This window comes from Achromobacter insolitus (assembly GCF_002209555.1).
GTDB classification, from domain to species: domain Bacteria; phylum Pseudomonadota; class Gammaproteobacteria; order Burkholderiales; family Burkholderiaceae_B; genus Achromobacter; species Achromobacter insolitus.
Genome location: NZ_NJIF01000013.1, coordinates 21,327 through 41,662 on the forward strand (window position 1 = coordinate 21,327; position 20,336 = coordinate 41,662).

Here is a 20,336-nt window from a genome sequence, read left to right on the forward strand (position 1 = left end):
GCATTTTTTCCAATGAAAGGAGGCCAGCATGGCCAGCAATCTCGTCAAGGCAATTCGTATCGAGCAGCACGGTGGTCCTGAAGTCCTGAAGCTGGTCGAGGTGGAAGTTCCTCCGCCCGCCGCCAATGAAGTCACGATCGAGCAGCACGCCGCCGGCTTGAACTTCATCGATATCTATTACCGCACGGGCTTGTATCCCCACGCGCTCCCGCACGGCCTGGGCTTCGAGGCTGCCGGCGTCGTGACCGCAGTGGGCGCGGACGTTACGCATCTGAAGAAGGGCGACCGCGTCGCCTACGGCCAGAGCCCGATCGGCGCCTACGCGAAGGCGCGCAACGTGCCGGCCGCCCAGGTCGTCAAGGTGCCCAAGGGCATCGGTTTCGACGAGGCTGCCGCCCTGATGCTCAAGGGCCTGACGGTGCAATACCTGTTCCGCCAGACCTACCGTCTGCAAGGCGGCGAAACCATTCTCTTTCATGCGGCCGCCGGCGGCGTGGGCCTGATTGCGTGCCAATGGGCCAAGGCCCTGGGCGTGAAGCTGATCGGCACCGTTTCCAGCCCCGAGAAGGCCGAGCTGGCGCGCGCCAACGGCGCCTGGGAAACCATCGACTACTCGCGCGAAAACGTGGCCGAGCGCGTGCTCGAGCTGACCGGCGGCAAGAAAGTGCCGGTGGTGTACGACGGCGTGGGCAAGGACACCTGGGAGACCTCGCTGGATTGCATCGAGCCGCGCGGCCTGATGGTGAGCTTCGGCAACGCGTCCGGCCCGGTCTCGGGCGTCAACCTGGCGACACTGAACCAGAAGGGCTGCCTGTACGTGACGCGCCCGTCGCTGGGCTTGCACGTGAACACGCTGGCCAAGCTGCAGGCCGCTTCCGAGGAACTGTTCGATTTGGTCCTGAAGAAGAAGATCAAGGTCCGTATCGACCAGCGCTATCCGTTGGAGCAGGCCGGCGAAGCGCAGACCGCATTGGCCGCGCGCAAGACCACCGGCGCCACGGTGCTGATGCTGGACTGATCCGGGCGAGCACAACGCGCGCGGCGGCTCTTGGGTCTGCCGCGCCAGGCCCGGCATTGCGCAGTGCGCGGTGCCGGGCTTTTTTGTGGGCCTGGAAGCGTCTTGGGGAAGGCCTCGCAGGACACAGTGCGCCAAGGGTCGGGACGGTTGCCGCACGGCTTCGTGCGCAGAATGACAAATCGCCATGCACGGGCCGACAAGCCTTCCGCCTATGCCGTTGCTATTCTGGCTTCAACCATTTCGTTGGAGCTTCGAATGTCTTCAGCAAGCGCTAGCAGTGCCGGCCACGCCGGGTCGGACCGCCCTGAACTGGGCGCCATCCGGGAGTCCATGTTCATTGATGGCAAGCCGGTGCGCGAGGGGCTGGGCGCGCCCATTGCCGTCCATGACCCCGCTACCGGCGAGGTCATCGCCCATCAGCCCGACGCAGGCCCGCAGCAGGTGGACCAGGCCGTGCAGGCCGCGCGGCGCGCATTCGATGCCGGCCCGTGGCGCGACATGCTGCCTGCGGGACGTGAACGCCTGCTGCTGAAGCTGGCCGATCTGGTCGAGCAGCACGGTACGGAATTGGCCCGCCTGGAAACCCTGAACAACGGCAAGCTGCTGGGGGTGGCGCAAGGACTGGAAGTCGGGTCAGGTGCGCAGTGGCTGCGGTATATGGCGGGCTGGGCCACCAAGATCACCGGCGACACGCTGTCGTTGTCCATACCGTTTCCGCCCGGCGTCCGTTACAGCGCCTATACGCTGCCGCAGCCCGTGGGCGTGGTGGCTGCAATCATTCCGTGGAATTTCCCGCTGCTGATGGCGATCTGGAAGATCGCGCCCGCCCTGGCCGCGGGCTGCACCGTGGTGCTCAAGCCCGCCGAGGAAACGCCGTTGACCGCGCTGCGCCTGGCCGAGCTTGTGTTGGAGGCGGGCTTTCCGCCGGGAGTCGTCAACGTAGTGACGGGCCGGGGCGAGAGCGCTGGCGCTGCGCTGGTCGAACATCCCGGCGTGGACAAGATTGCGTTCACGGGCTCGACCGAAGTTGGCAAGCTGATCGGGCGCGCCGCGATGGACGACATGAAGCGGGTGTCGCTGGAACTGGGAGGCAAGTCTCCCGTGATCGTGCTGGACGATTGCGACCTCGACCGCGCCGTGCAGGGAGCCGCGGCCGCCATTTTCTTCAACCAGGGACAGGTATGCACGGCGGGGTCGCGCCTGTATGTGCAAAAGCGCCTGTATCCCAAGGTTGTTGAGGGCTTGGCCGACCTGGCCGCCGGCATGAAGCTGGGGTCGGGGTTCGATCCAGCCACGCAGGTCGGCCCGTTGGTGTCGGCCCGCCATCAGAAGCGCGTCATGGACTACATCGGCATCGGACGGGGCGAGGGCGGGCGCATCCTGGCGGGGGGCGAGCGCGGCGGGGACGCTGGCTATTTCGTGCAGCCCACGGTGTTCGCCGATGTTCCCCAAGACGCCCGCATTGCCCGAGAGGAGATCTTCGGCCCCGTCGTGGTGGCGCAGCCTTTCGACACTCTGGATGATGCCGTGCGGCTGGCCAACGATAGCGCCTATGGCTTGGGCGCCAGCCTCTGGAGCAATGATCTCGCCCGCGTGCAAAGCCTGATCCCGCGCATCGCGGCGGGCACGCTTTGGGTGAACACCCACAACATGCTGGATCCCAACATGCCTTTCGGTGGGTTCAAGCAATCCGGCATCGGCCGCGAACATGGTCGCGCCGTGCTGGAGATGTACCTGGAACGGAAGTCCGTTTGCATCGCTTACTAGATCGATGATCGGGCGGCCCAAGCCGGGAGATACCGGCGGCCGCGCCTTCATGACACCAAGGGGAAGACATGGCAGGCAGGACAGGCAGCCGGGCTCGCCGGCGGGCGGCGCTATTGCTGGCGTGCGCGGGCGTATCGCAGGCGGCATGGGCGGGAGACCCCAGCGCGCGCGACTGGATACCCGCGCCGGTGGGCACCAACATCATCGCCGGGTATCTGGCGGGACTGAGGTCTTCGGGCTTGTACTCCGAAGGCCAGCGCGTGGACGGCGCGTCCGTCGATGTGAATGCGCTGGTCTACCGGCAGATGCACTACCGCGATTTCTACGGCAAGACGATGCAGCTTGAGTTCATCGTGCCCATGTACCGCACGTCGCTGGATCTGCCCGGCGCGCCAGGCGATCACCAGACGGGTATCGGCGATGTGACGCTCGGGTCGGCCATCTGGCTGTACAACAACGAACAGACCAAGACCTGGTTTGCCTGGGAACCGTTCGTTGTCGCGCCTGTAGGCCGCTACGACGGTTCGCGTCCCGATGTGTCGCCGGGCAAGAACCGCTGGTCCACCATCCAGGATTTCGCATTCGTCCAGGGCTTTGGCGAATCCACCTATCTGGAAGCGATCGCGGAAGTGGAGATATACGGCCGCAACACGGATTGGTACGGGCAGACGTTGAAGAAGGATCCCTCGTTCCGCTTCTTCGCCCTGGCTTCGACCAACCTGACCCCGGACACCTACACCGGCATCCGCTACCGCTATGAGACCGGCGGAAAGGAAACCTCGTCCGGCGAAACCGTCGCGACGCGGGCGCGCAATCACCAGTTGGCCGTTGAATTGACGCACCAGATCAACGACGCCAACCAGATTCAGATGCAGTACATCCACGACCTGAAGGTCGAGAACGGGCCGCGGATGCGTGGCGTGCAGTTGCGCTACGTCTACGCGTTCTAGGGGAAACGGATCATGAGACCAGGAGGATATCGATGAACGCGCTACGCGCCAGATCATGCGCATTGCGGGCCGGACGCTGGGCGCTGTATGCGGCCCTGGCCGCCTCGGCGGGCCTAGCCCGGGCGGACTTGCCCGTGGAAGAACTCAAGGGCGGCACACGGCTGCCGCCGGCAACGCCCCACCGGCTGTACGTGATGGATGCCGTCTTCAATCACCTGGTCGACAGCCGGGTGAATATCTATGATGGCGACACGATGAAGTTCCTGGGCTTGGTGCCCACGTCGTTCAATGGACACATGACCGTGTCCGCGGACGGCAAGGACATCTATGTCATGACCACCTACTACGAGCGCCTGAACCGCGGCAAGCGCACCGATGTGGTCGAGGCCTGGGACGCCGAAACCCTCACCCCCAAGTTCGAGGTGCCCATTCCGCAGAAACGCGCGCAGGCATTGAACTACCGCAACTATCTGAGGCAGAGCACGGACGGCGGCCTGCTGCTGGTGCAGAACGCCACGCCCGCGTCTTCCGTCACTGTGGTGGATCTGAAGACGCGGCAGTTCGCGGACGAAGTGACCGCGGCCGCGGGATGCTGGAGCATTATTGTCCTGCCCTCGCGTCCGCGCAGCTTCGCCAGCATTTGCGGCGACGGCGCGTTGCTCACCGTGGATCTGGACCAGGCCGGCAAGCCCATGGGCCAACAGCGCAGCCAGCCCATGTTCGAGCCGGAAAAGGATCCCATCTTCACGCACACCGAGAACCTGGGAAACACCTTCTATTTCGTGTCCTACAACGGCAACGTCTACAGCGCCGACTTCAGCGGCAAGGATGCCGTTTTCGGCAAGCCCTGGTCCTTGCTGGAGGCATCGGGCAAGGACCAGGGCTGGCGCCCCGGGGGCTACAACCTGCTGGCTGTGAACCAGGCCAGCAAGCGGCTGTACGTGGGCATGCATCCGAATGGAGCGGAGGGCTCGCACAAGACGCCGGCCGCAGAGATCTGGGTCTACGACCTGGCCACGCGCAAGCGGGTGGCGCGCGTGCCGGGCAAGAATGCCCTGTCGATGTCGGTATCGCAGGACGACCAGCCGCGCCTGTACACGCTGGATGGCGGCAACGTCAATATCTATGACGCTGCTCCCGCCGCGCCGGTCTTCAAGGGAACGATCCAGGCGGCGGGCGAAACCGCGCTGCAGGTGGAACCACAACCGCGAGGCACGCCATGAACGATCCCGTGCTGCTGTATGCCGCGAGCGCGGCGCTGGCTTGTGTATTGCTGCTGGGGGCGGTGGAAAAGCTGAAAGACATGGCGGGCTTTGCCGCGGTGGTGTCGGCCTACCGCCTCCTGCCGGCCAGCTGGAGTCACGCATTTGCGTGGGGTTACGCGCTGGCCGAGGCGCTGGCCGGAACCCTGCTGCTCGTGCCATCGCGGCAGGCGGTGGGCGCGGAGCTGGCGCTGCTGGTGCTGGCGGCAGCCACGATGGCGCTGGTTTTCAACCTGCTGCGCGGCCATCGCGACATCGATTGCGGTTGCGGCGGCCCGGCGTCCACCGGACCGAGGCGCAGCGCGCAGCGCGCGGGGCTGTCGTGGTGGCTGGTGTTGCGCAACGCGCTGCTGGCTTTGTGGACCGCTCCAGCGCTGCTTGCCGCAGGAGGCTTATCCCGGGGGCTGCAGTGGACCGATTCCGCTGCCGTCTTCGGTTTGGCCATGGCCGCCGTAGGTCTGTACTTCACAGCCAACCACCTGTTGGCCTCCCATCTCAAGTTGCGCAATCTCTGAAGGAATACCTATGGATGCCTTGATCATTTCCAATTTCCTGCTGTGGGGCGTAGTGCTCTGCCTGGTGCTGGTCATCCTGGCGCTGTCGCGGCAGATCGGCGTGCTGTACGAGCGCGTGGCGCCGATGGGAGCCCTCACGATGGACAAGGGCCCCGGCGTGGGCGAGCCCGCGCCGCGCTTCGAACTGCCCGATCTGCTTGGCCGCCGTATCGTCATCGGCGAACGCGGGCAGCACAGTCAGCTGTTGTTCTTTCTTTCGCCCACCTGCCCGGTTTGCAAGAAGCTGCTGCCCATCCTGAAGTCGGTGGCCAGCACGGAGAGCGCCTGGCTGCGTATCGTCCTGGCCAGCGACGGCGAAATGCCCGAGCACCTGGCGTTCTACAAGCAGGCCGGCCTGGAACGCTTTCCGTATTTGCTGTCGACCGAATTGGGCATGAAGTTCCAGATCAGCAAACTGCCTTATGCCGTGCTGATCGATGAAACCGGAACCCTGCGCGCAAAGGGCTTGATCAACTCGCGCGAGCAGCTTGAAAGCCTGTTCACCGCGAAGGAGCTGGGCGTGGCGTCGGTGCAGGAGTTCCTCGCCGCCGGCGCATTGGAAGAAACTCGGATTTCCCGCAAGGAGAGCGGCAATGCACTGGCTGGATAAACTTGGAGAGCGCGCCGCGCGCTCGGTCGCGCACACCACTTCCCGGCGCAGCGTGCTTAACCGCATCGGCCGGGTGCTCGTGGGAACCGCATTCCTGATGCCCGTGCTACCGGTGGCGCGCTCGGCGCCGGCGGACAGCAAGAAGCCGCAGATGGATGATACGGCGTGCGATTACTGGCGCTATTGCGCGGTGGACGGCTTCCTGTGCTCCTGCTGCGGGGGAAGCATGACGTCTTGCCCGCCGGGCACCTCGCCGTCGGCGGTGTCGTGGGTTGGCACTTGCCACAACCCGCTGGACGGCAAGGACTACCTGATCAGCTATAACGATTGCTGCGGCAAGGCCGCTTGCGGCAAGTGCATGTGCGCGTCCGCCGAGCGTGAGCGGCCGGGCTATCAGATGTTCCTGCATAACGACGTGAACTGGTGCATGTCCAACGAGTCTTCTATTTTCCATTGCACCACGTCGGTGATCGTGGGCCTGGCCAAGCCTAAGCCGAAATCATGACGCCCGGTGCTCGACCGTCGCGACAGGGATGGCGCCGGCATTGCGCCGCCGCCATCCTGCTGTGCGCGGGCCAGGCCGTCGCGGGGGATTCCTCGGGCGGCGCGCCGGCCCCGGACGCTTCCGCGGCCGACAGGCTGCGTCAGTCCGTTCGCGCCGATTATGTGCTGCAATGCGCCGGCTGCCACCGCGTGGACGGCCGCGGCAGCGGCCGCCATGGCATCCCCGATTTCCGCAATTCGGTGGGCGCGTTCGCGCACCTGCCCGCGGGCCGGGAGTATCTGGTCCGCGTTCCTGGCGCGGCGCAATCGCAACTGAGCAATGCCGAACTTGCGGCGGTGCTTAACTGGGTGGTGGAAGAATTCAGCCCGGCGCAGCTTCCGGCGGATTTTCGCCCCTACACCGAAGAGGAGGTCGCGCAGGTTCGTCCGCGCCGCTATGAGGACGTGGTGCCGGTGCGGCACGAACTGGCGCAATCCCTGTCGGCACTCGGCTTCCAGTTGGCCGATTACTCATATGGCAGCGACAGAAAGCCCTAGCGGGCCAGCACCTTAGGGGTTGTCACCGATACTCCCTCCGGTTGACCGGTGCTAGAAAGAGGCAGCATTCCATTCAACGCTGTAGCTGTGCTGCCGGCCTCGCCGCGCCAGGCAAGAAGGCACGCCGTTTCGAGACACCGGAGTCGCCATGTCCCCATCTCTTTTGCGCAGCACGCCCAGGCATTTCCTGGACTGCGCAAGCTGGCAGGAAAGTGTCAGCGATACCTTTGTTCCGCTGGAAGTGTCCGCGATGTATCCGGCCCGCTTCCGCAACAGTGTGGCGGTGGATTCGCTGGGCTGGATGCAGGTCTGCGAATTGCGCAGCAGCGCCCAGCGCGTGCGCCGCAGCAAGCTGTTGGCTGATCGCTCTGAAGCGCCGGGCTACAAAGTGACGCTGCAGCTAGCCGGCCGCAGCGAGATTCGGCAGTCCGGGCGCAGTGCTCTGCTGGTGCCGGGCGAATGGAGCATCTACGACACCACCCGGCCGTACGAGGTCGATGTGGACGACGGCGCGCATTTCCTCGTGATGCAAGTGCCAGGCAAGCATTTCGACGCCTGGCAATCGTTCATGCAGAACGCCGTGGCCCGCAGCTTCAGCGCTCGCCAGGGGTGCGGACGCATGGCCATGGATCTGTTGCGCGTGGCGTTGACCGAGCATGCGCACCTGTCCGAAAGCGCCTCGCGCGATGCGGCCAATGCCGTGTTGCAGATGATGGGGCTGGATATCAGCGAGCGCGCGGGAGTCCAGGCTGAACACGATCAGGCTGAACTGCGGCAAGCGCAGCTGCGCCGCGTGCAGCAGCACATATTGGAAAACCTGCACGATCCCGCGCTGTCGCCGGCCGCCGCTGCCGCGGCCTTCCGGATGTCGCGGCGCTATCTGTACAACCTGTTTGCGCAGGCGTCCACGACGCCGGCCGATTTCATCCTCAGCGCGCGGCTGGAACGTTGCCGGGACACGCTGTGCGACGCCGCGCAGGCGGCGCGGCCGATAGGCGATATTGCCTACCGATTCGGTTTTTCAGATGCGGCGAGGTTCAGCCACGCGTTCCGCAAGCGTTTCGGCGTATCGCCGTCGGAGTACCGGCGGCTCGGGCGCCAACCCTGATCAGAGCTGCTCTTCGTTGATCAGGTCTTCTTTGCCGTAGAACTTCACGCCGATGTGGATGCGTTCGCGGCCCTGCGACCGGCGGTGGCGGTTGGTGTCGCGCAACGAGTAGACGCAGCCGCAATATTCCTGTTGATAGAAATTCTCGCGCTTGCTGATTTCGATCATGCGGGCGGAGCCGCCGCCCTTGCGCCAGTTGTAAGTCCAGTAGATCAGATCGTCATAGCGCGCCGCGGCGCGTTCGCCGCAGCCGTTGATCTGGTTCATGTCCTTCCAGCGCGAGATGCCCAGCGAACTGGTAATGGTGTCGAAACCATGTTCATGCGCGTATAGCGCGGTACGTTCGAAGCGCATGTCAAAGCAGGCCGTGCAGCGTTCGCCGCGCTCGGGGGCGTTTTCCATGCCTTTGACGCGTTCGAACCAGTTGTCCATGTCGTAGTCAGCGTCGATGAATTCGATGCCATGCTGCTCGGCGAAGCGGATGTTTTCCTGCTTGCGGATTTCGTACTCTTTGACCGGATGGATGTTCGGGTTGTAGAAGTAGATGGCGTAGTCGATGCCCGAGGCAGTCATCGCTTCCATGACTTCGCCAGAACAGGGCGCGCAGCACGAGTGCATCAGCACCTTGCGGCGGCCAGCGGGCAGGTCGAGTTTGGGGCGCACGAATTCAGACATGGCTTGCAGGCAAAGATAGCGGAAAACTCCTTATTTTACGCTGAGTTGCCGGGGGAGGGGGGATGCCCCGTCCCCCTATGTCTTCAGCCCAGTACGGCATCCCAGAGTTCGCGCACGGCGGCGCGCTCTTCCTGCAGCTGATCCTGCGGCACGCGTGCTTTTTCCACGCCCTGCAGGCGCAACTGGTGCTGCACTCGGCGCAGGGTGCGATAGGCGTCGCCCGCGCGCGCGGCCAGCTCGCCAGAAATCAGCCCTGCCTCGCCGGACAGGCGCAGCAGCGCGATATTGCCCAGGTTGCGGACCAGAACCGGATGGGTGGCAGAGTGGCACAGCACCAGGTATTGCGTGACGAATTCCACGTCGACCATGCCGCCGCGATCATGCTTCAGGTCAAATAGCTGGCTGGTGTTGGGATGGCCCGCGTTGATTTTCTCGCGCATCGCCAGCACCTCTTCGCGCAGTTTGGCTGCGTCGCGGGGCAGCACCAGGATGTCTTCGCGAATCTGCTCGAAGCGGGCGCCGATGCTGGGGTCGCCCGCGGCGTAGCGCGCCCGGGTCAGCGCCTGGTGCTCCCAGGCCCAGGCATGCTTGTGCTGGTATTGCTCGAACGCTTCCACCGACACGGCCAGCAGCCCCGCGTCGCCGTCTGGCCGCAGGCGCAGGTCGACTTCGTACAGGCGGCCCGAAGAGGTCATGGTCGAGAGCCACGACGTCATGCGCCGGCCCAGCTTGGCGTAGACCTCGGCGGCGTCTTCGCGCGGGTCGTCGAACAGGAAGACCAGGTCCAAGTCCGAGGCATAGCCCAGTTCCTTGCCGCCCAGCTTGCCGTAGGCGATGACGGCGAAGCGTGGTTCAGCGCCTTCGGCCTTGTTGACCAGCGGCCACGTGCGGCGGATGGTTTCGGTCAGCAACAGGTCGGCCAGCGCGGAGAGCTGGTCGGCCAGTTTCTCCACGGTGAGTTCGCCTTCCAGGTCCTGCGCCAGCAATTGGAAACTGGCCTGGCGCTGCATGTCGCGCATCAGGTTCATCTGGCGTTCGATGTCCGGATCGCCGTCAGGCAGGCGGCAGGCGTCCAGGTCGGCGGTCAGCTGGCGTGCGATCTGGGCGAAGTCCAGTGGTTCGAACAACGTGCGCCAGTCGATCAGGCTGTCTAGCAGCAAGGGGTGCTGCGTGAGGTACTGCGCGGCCCAGGGGCTGGCCGCAACCATGCGCGCTACGCGCGCCAGCGTGTCAGGGTATTCGGCCAGCAGTGCCAGGTAGGCGCTGCGCTGGACGATCTTTTCGATCAGGTCGAACAGCCGTACCGCGGCTTGCAGCGGCGCCGGCGTTTGCAGGGCGGCGCGCAGGGCGGCGGGCAGCAGGGCATCCATGCGTTTGCGGCTGCTTTCGGGCAGGCTGCGCACCCTGTGGCTGCCCAGCAGGGTCTCGGTACGGCGCAGCAGATCCTGCGCGTCGTCGCCGAAGGCCTGGCGGATCTGCTCGGCCAGTTCGCTGCTGCTGTCGGGCTCGTCCTGACCGGAGCCGGGGTCGCTGGCGCCAGGCGCGGGCGCCGGCACTTCGGCGTCGCCCATGCCCACCAGGCGGAACACGTTGCGGAAGGTCTGCGAGACGAATTGGCGGTGGGTGGCCAGCGTGCTTTCGAAGTCCGCGGGACTCATGCCCAGCGCCGCGGCCAGCGCGGCGCGCTGCTCAGGGTCGCCCGGCAGCAGATGGGTCTGGGCATCCTCGCGGTACTGCAGGGCATGTTCGGTGCGGCGCAGATAGCGGTAGGCCTCTTCCAGCCGGCGCGCGTCTTCCTCGGGCACCAGGCCGGCCGTGCATTCCGCGTGCAGCGCTTCCAGCAGGCCGCGCTTTTGCAGCGCGGGCATGCGGCCGCCCCGGATCAGTTGCGCCAACTGCACCACGAATTCGATTTCCCGGATACCGCCGTCGCCCAGCTTGATATTGTTGGCGCTGTCGATGCCGTTGCGCGCGCTGGCGCGTCGCTGCCAGTCCTGGCGGATGCGTTCGCGCAGGGCGCGCAGGGCCGAGAGCGCGTCGAAGTCGAAATACTTGCGGTAGACGAAGGGCACGCGCAGGCTTTCCAGCTGGCGCGCCTGGGCGGCGCTGTCGCTGCCTTCGAACGCCTGGGCCGGTATCAGCCGCGCTTTCAGCCAGGCATAGCGCTCCCATTCGCGGCCCTGGCCGATCAGGTAATGCTCCAGCGCGTCCAGGCTCCAGGCCAGGGGGCCGGAGTCGCCGTCGGGGCGCAGCCGCAGATCGGTGCGGAACACCTGGCCGTTGGCGTCCACCTCGGAGAGCACGGGCATCATGCGCCGCGTCAGCCGGCCGTAGAACTCGTGATGGCTGATGCGGCGCGGACCGTCGGTCTCGCCTTCTTCGCCATACAGCATGATCAAGTCGATGTCGGACGAGACGTTCAGTTCGCAGCCGCCCAGCTTGCCCATGCCTACGATCAGCATTTCCTGAGGCTTGCCGGTGGCGGGATCCCGCGGCACGCCGTGCACCGCCGCCAGATCCGCGGCCACGCTGCGATACGCCGCCGCGACCGCGGTGTCGGCCAGCGTGGTCATGGCGCCCACGACTTCTTCCAGATCGGCCTGGCCCGTCAGGTCGCGGACGATGAGCACATTGAAGACCCGTTCACGCAGCTTGCGCAGCACCATGCGGCAGACATCCACGGGCAGGGCATCGTCGCCGGCTTGCGGTCCGGCCAGCTCGGATTGCCAGCGCGCGATCTGTTCGGGCGTGACCGGATCACGCACGGCATCGGCCAGCCAGGCGGCCAAGTCCGGGTGGGCATCAAGTCTGCGGCGCAGATGGCCGGACCAGGCGAGGGCGGGGGCAAGCGTAGAGGGCGTGGACATGGCAAAAGGGGCGGCGGAATGGGCGCGTTTCAGGTATAAGTGGGGACGATACCGCAAGACATATTCTCCTGCCCACCGATCCGTGTCTGTTTCAAAAAAAGTGCTCTGCTGGGTCTTCTGGGCCGTGCTGACCGTCTATGGCGTCGTGGCCCTCGGACTGCTGGGCGTTCGCTATTGGGTGCTGCCCCGCGTGGACCAATGGCGTCCCCAGATCGAAGCCTACGTCAGCCAGGCGCTGGGCTCCCGAGTGGCCATTGGCTCCATCCAGGCGAACTGGCAAGGCCTCAACCCCAAGCTCGATCTAGCCTCCGTTCAAGTCTACGACGATGAGGCGGCCCCCGTGCTGTCCTTGCCCTCGGTTTCGGCCGTGCTGGGCTGGCGCAGCATCCTGGCCCTGTCGCCCAAGCTGCTGCGGTTGCAGCTCGAACGGCCCGAACTCATTCTGCGCCGTGACCGGTCCAACCATTTGTGGGTCGCGGGCCAGGACATCGATCTCAATGCCAGCGACCAGCGGTCCGATCTGGACCATCCGGCCTTGCGCTGGCTGGGCGCGCAGCGCGAACTGCGTATTCGCGGCGCCACCATCCGTTGGCAGGACGAATTGCGCGGCGCGCCCGAATTGACCCTGAGTGGCGTCAATTTTCTGGCGCGCAACGGCAGCCTCTCGCACCGCTTTGTGCTCAAGGCCGCGGCGGGCGACGCGTTGGCACGCAATGTGGAACTGCGCGGGGAATTCAATCGCAGCCTGTTCTCGGTAAACGCGGCCAACCCGGGCAACTGGGGCGGCCAGCTGTACGTTCAGCTGGACGACGCGGAGCCGCTGGCGTGGCGGCCGTGGCTGGATGTCCCGGCGGTGGCCGGACGCTTGAGCGGGCGGGCATGGTTGCAGCTGGAACGCGGCAAGTTCACCGATCTGACCGTGGACACCGCGGCGCGTGGCGTGCAATGGGCGCAGACCCCGCAAGGCGCGGAGGCCCCCGGTTTCAAGGCTGGCTACCTTCAGGCACGCCTCCAAGGCCTGCCGGGCGACTTCATGCAACCGGACAGCGTACCCCTGGCGCGCAGCCCGGGCGCACCGGCGGTATCGGTCAACGGCAAGGTCGAGCAGCTGGCACTGAGCCTGCCGGGCGTCTTCGAACAGCCCGACCTGGCGGTGCGCGAAGTGGCGCTGGAGGCCGCTATAAAGGGGCCGGACGCCGATCACTGGTTCGTGGACGTGGGCCACTTGCAACTGGTGAACGACGATCTCGATGTGCGCGTGCAAGGACAGTGGCGGCCCGAGGGCAAGACCGCGGCGGGCAGCGTCGACATGCACGGCGTGATGGCGCGCGGCTCCATGTCCGCCATCCACCGCTACCTGCCCCTGGAGGTCAACGCCGACGCCCGCGAGTGGCTGGCCGTCGGCCTGCCTGCCGGCGAAATGCAGTCCGCCTCCATCACGCTCAAGGGCGACCTCGACGAGTTTCCTTTTGGCGCGCCAGCATCCCAGGGCGAATTCGTGATTGCCGGTGCATTCAGCGGCGCCAAGGTCGATTACGCGCCTGCGCGAGAGCGCCGCAAGGGCTGGCCGATGCTGGAGAACCTGTCCGGCAATTTCCGCATCGACAAAGTCAGCCTGGCGCTGGACAGCGCGGGGGGCGCGGTCGCTCATACCGGGTCGGGGCATACCGTGACACTGGGGGCGGTTGCCGCAAGCATTCCCAACATGGAAGAGAACTCCGAACTGCTGCTGACCGGCGAGACCGCGGGTACCGTGCCGGCCTATCTGGCGCTGGCGGCCAACTCGCCCTTGGGCGAGCTGCTGGACGGCGCCCTGGATGAGGCGCGCGGCACCGGCGACTGGCGGGTGAAACTCAAGCTCAAGGTGCCCCTGCTGAATACCGATGACACCGAGGTGCAGGGGAATATCCTGTTTGCGGGCAATACATTCACCTTCATGCCGGAGATGCCGCTGCTCAGCCAGATGCATGGCGACCTGGCATTCTCGGAGAAGGGCGTCGAGGCCAAGGACCTGCGGGCCCAATTCCTGGGCGGCCCGGCGCGGATATTCGGGCGCCTGGCGCAGAGCACGGACGCGCTGCGCTTCGAGGGCACGCTGGCCGGGCCGGCGCTGACCCAACTGAGCAACACGCCATCCATGTCGCGCTTTACGGGTAAGGCTGCCTACAAGGGCAAGGTGGGTTACCAGCGTGGCGGCGCGGTGGATATCTCCGTCGAATCCGATCTGGTGGGCATGGCGATCGACATGCCCGCCCCGGTAGGCAAGGCGGCTCAGGCGTCGCAGCTGCTGAAAGTGGAATGGTCGCCCGCGCAGGACCGCGGCGCGCAGAATCGGCGTTGGCTTACCGCCAGCCTGGGCGATGGCGTCAATGCGCTGTTCGAGCGGGCGCCGTCCGAAGGCGGATCCTCGTATTTCGCGCGTGGCGCGCTGGGCATCAATCGGCCCGCAAGCCTGCCGGAACGCGGCTTCAGTCTGAATGCCAGCCTGCCTGAGCTGGATCTGGACGCCTGGGAACACGTGTCCGACGGCTTCAGCGCGCCTGCTGGCAAGGGCCGTCCCGCGCCCAAGCCGATGCTGCCCGCGGCCGAGCGCATCAGCCTGGCAACCGGTGTCTTGCGGACCGGTGGCTTTACCCTGAACGACATGACGCTGTATGCGACCCGGCCGGGACCCGCGCAGTGGCGCGTGGATCTGCAGTCCAAGCAGGCCACGGGCTCGCTTGAATGGCGCGAGGCCTCGGGTGCCATCGCTGGTCAGATCACCGCGCGCCTGAAGCATCTGTCCCTGGGCGGCGAGGGCGACACCAACGAGGCCGACGAGGCGCTGTCCTCCGGCAGCGATCTATCCGACATTCCGGCGATCGACCTGCAGGCCAAGGAATTTCTGCTGTATGGCAAGAATGTGGGCGAACTCCAGGTGCTGGGCACGAATCTGCAGCGCGGCCGCCAATGGCGCCTGGATAAGCTGTCCATCGTCAACGAGGCGGCCTCGCTAAACGCCACCGGCAACTGGAACCTGGAAGGCCAGAACCGCGGCCTGACCGTGGACGCTTCGGCCAAGTTCGAGGACGTGGGCAAGTTCCTGGACCGCATCGGCTTCGAAAAGGTGGTATCGGGTGGCACCGGCACGATGCAAGGCAAGGCAACCTGGCGCAATTTGCCCTGGACCCATAAGATCGAAGACCTGACGGGCGAGGTCGACGTCAGCCTGGACAAGGGCCGCTTCATGCATGTGAACTCCCGCACGGCGCGGCTGCTGGAACTGCTGTCCCTGCAATCGCTGCAGCGGCTGGCGCGGCTGGACGTAAACCCGACCAATCTGCTGCGCGATGGATTCCCCTTCGACACCATCCGCGGCAAGGTCAAGCTGGCAGACGGCACGGCCTCGACCGAGGGCTACAAGATCAACGGACCGGTCGCCGCGATCGTGTTGGCGGGCGGCGTCAACATTATCCGCGAACGCTGGGACATGAAGGCCGTGGTGATTCCGAACCTGGACGCCAGCGGGGCGGCCATGGTGACGGCGCTGGCGGTCAACCCGCTGATCGGCCTGGGGGCGTTCGTGACGCAGTGGCTGCTGAAGCAGCCGTTGGCGCGGGCCATGACCATGGAATACGCCGTCACCGGCAGCTGGGACGATCCAAAAATCGAACCGATAGACGCGTCCGGCAAGCCGGCAGGCAACAAGCAGACCCCGCGTCCTGCGCCGCAGCCCGGCACGCTGGAGGAGTTCATGGGGGGGCAGTGAGCCGCGTGGGCAGCGGCCTGTCCGGGCCATGAAAAACGCCCTGGGCGCAAGCGCTCCAGGGCGTTTTTCATGGCCGGGTCCAGGGCGCGCGCGCCGTGGACCGCAGGCCGTGACTGGGCTTACTTCTTCTTCATCATGTCGAAGAATTCGGCATTGGTCTTGGTGGCGCGCATCTTGTCCAGGATGAATTCCATCGACTGGACTTCGTCCATGTCGTGGATGAACTTGCGCAGGACCCAGACCTTCTGCAGCAGATCCGGAGCGATCAGCAGTTCTTCGCGACGGGTACCCGACTTGTTCAGGTTGATCGACGGGTAGACGCGCTTTTCAGCCAGGCGGCGCTCAAGGTGGACTTCGGAGTTGCCGGTGCCCTTGAATTCTTCGTAGATGACTTCGTCCATGCGGCTGCCGGTTTCGATCAGCGCCGTGCCCAGGATCGTCAGCGAACCGCCTTCTTCCAGGTTGCGGGCGGCGCCGAAGAAGCGCTTGGGCCGTTGCAGCGCATTGGCGTCCACGCCGCCGGTCAGCACCTTGCCGGAAGCCGGCACCACGGTGTTGTAGGCGCGGGCCAGACGGGTGATCGAGTCCAGCAGGATCACGACGTCCTTCTTCATTTCGACCAGGCGCTTGGCCTTTTCGATGACCATTTCCGCGACCTGCACGTGACGGGTGGCGGGTTCGTCGAAGGTCGAAGCCACGACTTCGCCGCGCACCGTGCGCTGCATTTCGGTCACTTCCTCGGGGCGCTCGTCCACCAGCAGGACGATCATGACGGCGTCGGGATAGTTGGTAGTGATGGCGTGCGCGATGTGCTGCATCATCACCGTCTTACCGGACTTGGGGCTGGCCACGATCAGGCCGCGTTGGCCCATGCCGATGGGGGCGAAGACGTCAAGAATGCGGCCCGTGAGGTTCTCTTCGCTCTTGATGTCCCGTTCCAGGCGGATGGTGCGGTTCGGGTGCAGCGGCGTCAGGTTTTCAAACATGATGCGATGCTTGATCGCTTCCGGCGCCACGCCGTTGACCTTGTCCACCTTCACCAGGGCGAAATAGCGCTCGCCGTCCTTGGGCGTGCGCACTTCGCCTTCGATCGAATCGCCGGTGTGCAAGTTGAAACGGCGGATCTGCGAGGGCGAGATGTAGATGTCGTCCGTGCTAGCCAGATAGGAGGTCTCGGGCGAGCGCAGGAATCCGAAGCCGTCGGGCAGGACTTCCAGGACGCCGTCGCCAAAGATCTGCTCGCCTTGCTTGGCGCGCCGCTTCATGATGGCGAACATCAGTTCCTGCTTGCGCAGGCGGTTGGCGTTCTCGATTTCCAGGCCGGCGGCCATTTCCAGCAGCTGCGAGACATGCAGCGCCTTCAGTTCGTTGAGGTGCATCGCGGTGGGTGTTTGGGGGAAAGTGAAGGAGAGTTCTGGCGGCGCGCCACGGACGGGCACACGCGGTATTGAATGAGCGCCGCCCCGAGGGCGGCGCCTTCGTTCACGGCACGCGGCTTACAGCGCGCCGTCCAGGAATGCGGTCAGTTGCGACTTCGACAGCGCGCCAACTTTGGTGGCGGCGGCTTGGCCGTCTTTAAAGAGCATAAGGGTGGGAATGCCGCGGATGCCGTACTTCGTGGCGGTGCCCTGGTTTTCGTCAACGTTCAGCTTGGCGATCGTCAGGCGGCCAGCGTACTCGGTGGCCACTTCTTCCAGGATCGGGGCAATCATCTTGCAGGGGCCACACCAGGCAGCCCAGTAGTCCACCAGCACCGGCTGGCCGGATTTCAACACATCGGCATCGAAGCTCGCGTCACTGACGTTCTTGATTTGGTCGCTCATGATGGTGATTCTCGGTTCGGCAGCAAAAGGCGCGTAAAAAGGGACGCGCCTCGCCGTTGTTCTTGTTTGTGGAATGGACTCAAGCATACCACTGTCAATAACAACAGGCATACCACTGTTAATAACAACAGGAGTTGCTGGATTTGTGTAGGATGTTGCGGCGCAGTTGTCGCGATCCGGGCTGTATGGGCTCCGGTGCGCTGGCTGTGACTGTCATCATCCTACCGAATTCGGAGCTGCTCAGGTCGTGCTCATCCCACTGGGAGCCGCGCAGAATCTAGGCTTATCCGTAAAATGTCGGTTTTTTTCCACAGATGTTGGGGATAACTTGGCCACTCCACGTTACACCGAGGCGTCCATTCGCGTCCTGAAGGGACTGGAGCCCGTGCGCCAGCGCCCGGGCATGTACACCCGAACCGAAAACCCTCTGCACGTCGTGCAGGAGGTCATTGATAACGCCGCAGACGAGGCATTGGCCGGCTACGGCAAGCAGATCCAGGTCACGCTGCACGTCGACGGCAGCGTTTCCGTCGAGGACGACGGGCGCGGTATTCCCGTCGGCCTGCATCCTGAAGAGAACGCTCCCGTGGTGGAGCTGGTGTTTACGCGCCTGCATGCCGGCGGCAAATTCGACAAGGCAGGCGGCGGCGCCTACGCCTTTTCCGGCGGCCTGCACGGCGTGGGCGTTTCCGTCACCAACGCCCTGGCCACGCGCCTTGAAGTCGTGGTGTGGCGCGACGGCGCCGTCAATCGCCTGGTCTTCAAGGGCGGGGACGTGGCCGAGCCGCTGGCGCCCTACGACCAGGGCGGGCGCAAGAAGTCCGGCACCCGCGTGCGCGTCTGGCCGGATGCCAAGTATTTCGACAGCCCCAATATTCCGTTGGGCGAACTGACGCACCTGCTGCGCAGCAAGGCCGTGCTGCTGCCCGGGGTCAAGGTTTCCCTGGTCAACGAGAAGACCGGGGACACCAAGACCTGGCAGTATCAGGATGGCCTGCGCGGCTACCTGTCCGAGGCGCTGGCCGGCGCGGAACTGATGGTTCCCTTCTTTGAAGGCGAGCAGTACGCCGGGGCAGATCACGAAAACTTCGCCGAAGGCGAGGGCGCCCAGTGGGTGGTGGCCTGGACCGAGGACGGCAACGCCGTGCGCGAGTCCTACGTGAACCTGATCCCCACGCCTGCCGGCGGCACCCACGAATCGGGGCTGCGCGAAGGCCTGTTCGGCGCGGTCAAGGGTTTCGCCGAGCTGCACAGCCTGTTGCCCAAAGGGGTCAAGCTGCTACCCGAGGACGTGTTTGCGCGCGCCAGCTTCGTGCTTTCGGCCAAAGTGCTGGACCCGCAGTTCCAGGGGCAGATCAAGGAACGCCTGAACAGCCGCGACGCAGTGCGCCTGGTCGGCGGCTTTTCCAAGAGCGCGCTGGATCTGTGGCTGCATAGCAACGTTGAATATGGCAAGAAGCTGGCCGAGCTGGCCATCCGCCAGGCCCAGGCGCGCCAGCGCTCCGCCCAAAAGGTGGAAAAGCGCAAGAGTTCGGGCGTGGCCGTGCTGCCGGGCAAGCTGACCGACTGCGAGTCCAGCGATTCCACCCGCACCGAAGTCTTCCTGGTCGAGGGCGACTCGGCGGGCGGGTCGGCCAAGATGGGGCGCGACAAGGAGTTCCAGGCCATCCTGCCGCTGCGCGGCAAGGTGCTCAATTCCTGGGAGGTCGATCGCGACAGGCTCTTCGCCAACAACGAAATCCATGACATTTCCGTCGCCATCGGCGTGGATCCCCACGGTCCTGGCGATACGCCGGACCTGTCGGGGCTGCGCTACGGCCGCATCTGCATCCTGTCCGACGCCGACGTCGACGGCTCGCACATCCAGGTGCTGTTGCTGACGCTGTTCTACAAGCACTTCCCCAAGCTGGTCGAAGCCGGCAATGTGTTCGTGGCCCGGCCGCCGCTGTTCCGCCTGGACGTGCCGGCGCAGGGCAAGCGTCCGGCGCGCAAGATCTATTGCCTGGACGAGGGCGAGCTCGAGGCCGCGCAGGACAAGTTGCGCAAGGAAGGCGTGCGCGAAGGCGCATGGGCCGTCAGCCGCTTCAAGGGCCTGGGCGAAATGAATCCGGAACAGCTCTGGGAAACCACCATGAATCCGGACACGCGCCGGCTGCTGCCCGTGGGCTATGGTGACCAGACCCCCGAAGACACCACTCGCATGTTCGACATGCTGATGGGCAAGGGCGAGTCCTCGCAGCGCCGCGCCTGGATCGAAGAGAAGGGCAACCTGGCGGAGCTGGACATCTGATGGCCGCTTCCGCGCCCGGCTCCGCCCGCATGGACGTCCAGATGACGGCCGACGACTATGCGGACTTCGCCGTCTATGTGTACAAGCGGCCGGAGCTGCGCCGGCGCCGCTACCGGTCCCACCTGCGTTTCGCGGTCCTGATGATCGTGGCCTTGCTGGCCTACCTGATCTGGCAGACTTGGGACGGCAAGGGGCCGAACTGGGCGCAGATCCTGCCCGTGTACTTCGAGGGACTGGCCGTGGGCCTGGGCATCCTGGCGCTGCTGGCGCTGGCCTACGAGTTCGTGCTGCCCTCGCTGGTCAGGATGAACACACGCCGCATGCTGAAAAGGCAGCCCGACGAGCTTTTCCTGGGCCGTCATCAGCTGGACTTCGGTCCCGAGGGCATTACGGATACCACCGCCACCGCCTCGGGGCGGATGGACTGGTCCGATGTGCGGCGGGTCGAGGAAACTCCGGAACACCTTTATGTCATTCTCGGCACTTTGCAGGGCGTGATCATCCCCAAGCGCGGTCAGGACGCCGCCACGCTGGACAGGGTGCGCAGCGAATTGCGCGCGCATGTCGCCGATACACAGCTGATGCCGTCCGCGCAGGCGCTTTGACGCCGTTTCGATGAAATT

At 65.2% G+C, this 20,336-nt stretch carries 16 protein-coding genes; 12 read left to right on the plus strand and 4 right to left on the minus strand.

Annotated elements, in window-relative coordinates; all coding sequences use genetic code 11:
- The first annotated feature begins 28 nt into the window (after positions 1-28).
- The 9 genes from CEY08_RS27110 to CEY08_RS27150 all read left to right on the plus strand — a co-directional run bounded on the left by CEY08_RS27110 (position 29) and on the right by CEY08_RS27150 (position 8,310).
- Positions 29-1,018: a quinone oxidoreductase family protein gene (locus tag CEY08_RS27110; protein WP_042792806.1), complete on the plus strand. Its 990-nt coding sequence runs from the start codon at positions 29-31 to the stop codon at positions 1,016-1,018.
- 255 nt (positions 1,019-1,273) lie between these two features.
- Positions 1,274-2,785, plus strand: coding sequence for a phenylacetaldehyde dehydrogenase StyD (gene styD / locus CEY08_RS27115; protein WP_088607848.1), 1,512 nt, complete (start codon positions 1,274-1,276; stop codon positions 2,783-2,785).
- A gap of 68 nt (positions 2,786-2,853) precedes the next feature.
- Entirely contained in the window at positions 2,854-3,735 is an 882-nt protein-coding gene (locus CEY08_RS27120; RefSeq protein WP_042792807.1) for a transporter, read from the plus strand.
- A 32-nt stretch (positions 3,736-3,767) separates the two neighbouring features.
- The gene (locus CEY08_RS27125; protein ID WP_042792808.1) at positions 3,768-4,958 is read left to right on the plus strand and encodes an amine dehydrogenase large subunit; all 1,191 of its coding nucleotides are present in this window, start codon (positions 3,768-3,770) and stop codon (positions 4,956-4,958) included.
- Positions 4,955-5,512 carry a MauE/DoxX family redox-associated membrane protein gene (locus CEY08_RS27130; protein WP_076812301.1) on the plus strand — a complete coding sequence of 186 codons (558 nt, stop codon included), beginning with the start codon at positions 4,955-4,957 and terminating at the stop codon, positions 5,510-5,512. Before CEY08_RS27125 ends, CEY08_RS27130 begins: the two co-directional genes overlap by 4 nt.
- Positions 5,513-5,522: 10 nt before the next feature.
- Positions 5,523-6,161 carry a methylamine dehydrogenase accessory protein MauD gene (mauD, locus tag CEY08_RS27135; RefSeq protein ID WP_042792810.1) on the plus strand — a complete coding sequence of 213 codons (639 nt, stop codon included), beginning with the start codon at positions 5,523-5,525 and terminating at the stop codon, positions 6,159-6,161.
- Entirely contained in the window at positions 6,145-6,666 is a 522-nt protein-coding gene (locus CEY08_RS27140; RefSeq protein WP_042792811.1) for a methylamine dehydrogenase light chain, read from the plus strand. Before mauD ends, CEY08_RS27140 begins: the two co-directional genes overlap by 17 nt.
- A complete protein-coding gene (locus CEY08_RS27145) occupies positions 6,663-7,202 on the plus strand; it encodes a cytochrome c family protein (protein ID WP_076812316.1) in 540 nt (179 codons plus the stop codon). Before CEY08_RS27140 ends, CEY08_RS27145 begins: the two co-directional genes overlap by 4 nt.
- A gap of 148 nt (positions 7,203-7,350) precedes the next feature.
- Positions 7,351-8,310 carry an AraC-like ligand-binding domain-containing protein gene (locus CEY08_RS27150; protein ID WP_063639680.1) on the plus strand — a complete coding sequence of 320 codons (960 nt, stop codon included), beginning with the start codon at positions 7,351-7,353 and terminating at the stop codon, positions 8,308-8,310.
- Here the strand turns inward: CEY08_RS27150 and CEY08_RS27155 are convergent, their stop codons facing one another.
- On the minus strand, positions 8,311-8,985 hold the full coding sequence (locus CEY08_RS27155; protein ID WP_063639679.1) for an epoxyqueuosine reductase QueH: 675 nt from the start codon (positions 8,983-8,985) through the stop codon (positions 8,311-8,313).
- An 83-nt stretch (positions 8,986-9,068) separates the two neighbouring features.
- A complete protein-coding gene (gene glnE / locus CEY08_RS27160) occupies positions 9,069-11,852 on the minus strand; it encodes a bifunctional [glutamate--ammonia ligase]-adenylyl-L-tyrosine phosphorylase/[glutamate--ammonia-ligase] adenylyltransferase (protein ID WP_063639678.1) in 2,784 nt (927 codons plus the stop codon).
- An 82-nt stretch (positions 11,853-11,934) separates the two neighbouring features.
- Here glnE and CEY08_RS27165 point away from each other — a divergent pair, with 82 nt between their 5' ends.
- Entirely contained in the window at positions 11,935-15,600 is a 3,666-nt protein-coding gene (locus CEY08_RS27165; RefSeq protein WP_076812319.1) for a YhdP family protein, read from the plus strand.
- Between the two features lie 119 nt (positions 15,601-15,719).
- Here CEY08_RS27165 and rho read toward each other — a convergent pair whose 3' ends face one another.
- Together rho and trxA are read right to left on the minus strand one after the other, a co-directional pair.
- The gene (rho, locus tag CEY08_RS27170; RefSeq protein ID WP_042792818.1) at positions 15,720-16,979 is read right to left on the minus strand and encodes a transcription termination factor Rho; all 1,260 of its coding nucleotides are present in this window, start codon (positions 16,977-16,979) and stop codon (positions 15,720-15,722) included.
- A gap of 117 nt (positions 16,980-17,096) precedes the next feature.
- Complete coding sequence (trxA, locus tag CEY08_RS27175) at positions 17,097-17,423, minus strand: thioredoxin TrxA (protein WP_006218534.1); 327 nt, start codon at positions 17,421-17,423, stop codon at positions 17,097-17,099.
- A gap of 328 nt (positions 17,424-17,751) precedes the next feature.
- On the opposite strand from trxA, the gene CEY08_RS27180 reads away from it, so the two are divergent.
- Complete coding sequence (locus tag CEY08_RS27180; RefSeq protein ID WP_042792819.1) at positions 17,752-19,713, plus strand: DNA topoisomerase IV subunit B; 1,962 nt, start codon at positions 17,752-17,754, stop codon at positions 19,711-19,713.
- Complete coding sequence (locus CEY08_RS27185) at positions 19,713-20,318, plus strand: YcxB family protein (protein ID WP_076812323.1); 606 nt, start codon at positions 19,713-19,715, stop codon at positions 20,316-20,318. Before CEY08_RS27180 ends, CEY08_RS27185 begins: the two co-directional genes overlap by 1 nt.
- The last annotated feature ends 18 nt before the right edge of the window (positions 20,319-20,336 follow it).

Excerpts from the sequence above, each read along its gene's own strand:
- glnE (WP_063639678.1), bottom strand. The coding sequence starts at position 11,852 with ATGTCCACGCCCTCTACGCTTGCCCCCGCCCTCGCCTGGTCCGGCCAT.
- CEY08_RS27185 (WP_076812323.1), top strand. The coding sequence starts at position 19,713 with ATGGCCGCTTCCGCGCCCGGCTCCGCCCGCATGGACGTCCAGATGACG.
- CEY08_RS27140 (WP_042792811.1), top strand. The coding sequence starts at position 6,145 with ATGCACTGGCTGGATAAACTTGGAGAGCGCGCCGCGCGCTCGGTCGCG.
- CEY08_RS27110 (WP_042792806.1), top strand. The coding sequence starts at position 29 with ATGGCCAGCAATCTCGTCAAGGCAATTCGTATCGAGCAGCACGGTGGT.
- CEY08_RS27155 (WP_063639679.1), bottom strand. The coding sequence starts at position 8,985 with ATGTCTGAATTCGTGCGCCCCAAACTCGACCTGCCCGCTGGCCGCCGC.
- rho (WP_042792818.1), bottom strand. The coding sequence starts at position 16,979 with ATGCACCTCAACGAACTGAAGGCGCTGCATGTCTCGCAGCTGCTGGAA.
- CEY08_RS27130 (WP_076812301.1), top strand. The coding sequence starts at position 4,955 with ATGAACGATCCCGTGCTGCTGTATGCCGCGAGCGCGGCGCTGGCTTGT.
- trxA (WP_006218534.1), bottom strand. The coding sequence starts at position 17,423 with ATGAGCGACCAAATCAAGAACGTCAGTGACGCGAGCTTCGATGCCGAT.
- styD (WP_088607848.1), top strand. The coding sequence starts at position 1,274 with ATGTCTTCAGCAAGCGCTAGCAGTGCCGGCCACGCCGGGTCGGACCGC.
- CEY08_RS27120 (WP_042792807.1), top strand. The coding sequence starts at position 2,854 with ATGGCAGGCAGGACAGGCAGCCGGGCTCGCCGGCGGGCGGCGCTATTG.
- CEY08_RS27125 (WP_042792808.1), top strand. The coding sequence starts at position 3,768 with ATGAACGCGCTACGCGCCAGATCATGCGCATTGCGGGCCGGACGCTGG.
- mauD (WP_042792810.1), top strand. The coding sequence starts at position 5,523 with ATGGATGCCTTGATCATTTCCAATTTCCTGCTGTGGGGCGTAGTGCTC.
- CEY08_RS27145 (WP_076812316.1), top strand. The coding sequence starts at position 6,663 with ATGACGCCCGGTGCTCGACCGTCGCGACAGGGATGGCGCCGGCATTGC.
- CEY08_RS27150 (WP_063639680.1), top strand. The coding sequence starts at position 7,351 with ATGTCCCCATCTCTTTTGCGCAGCACGCCCAGGCATTTCCTGGACTGC.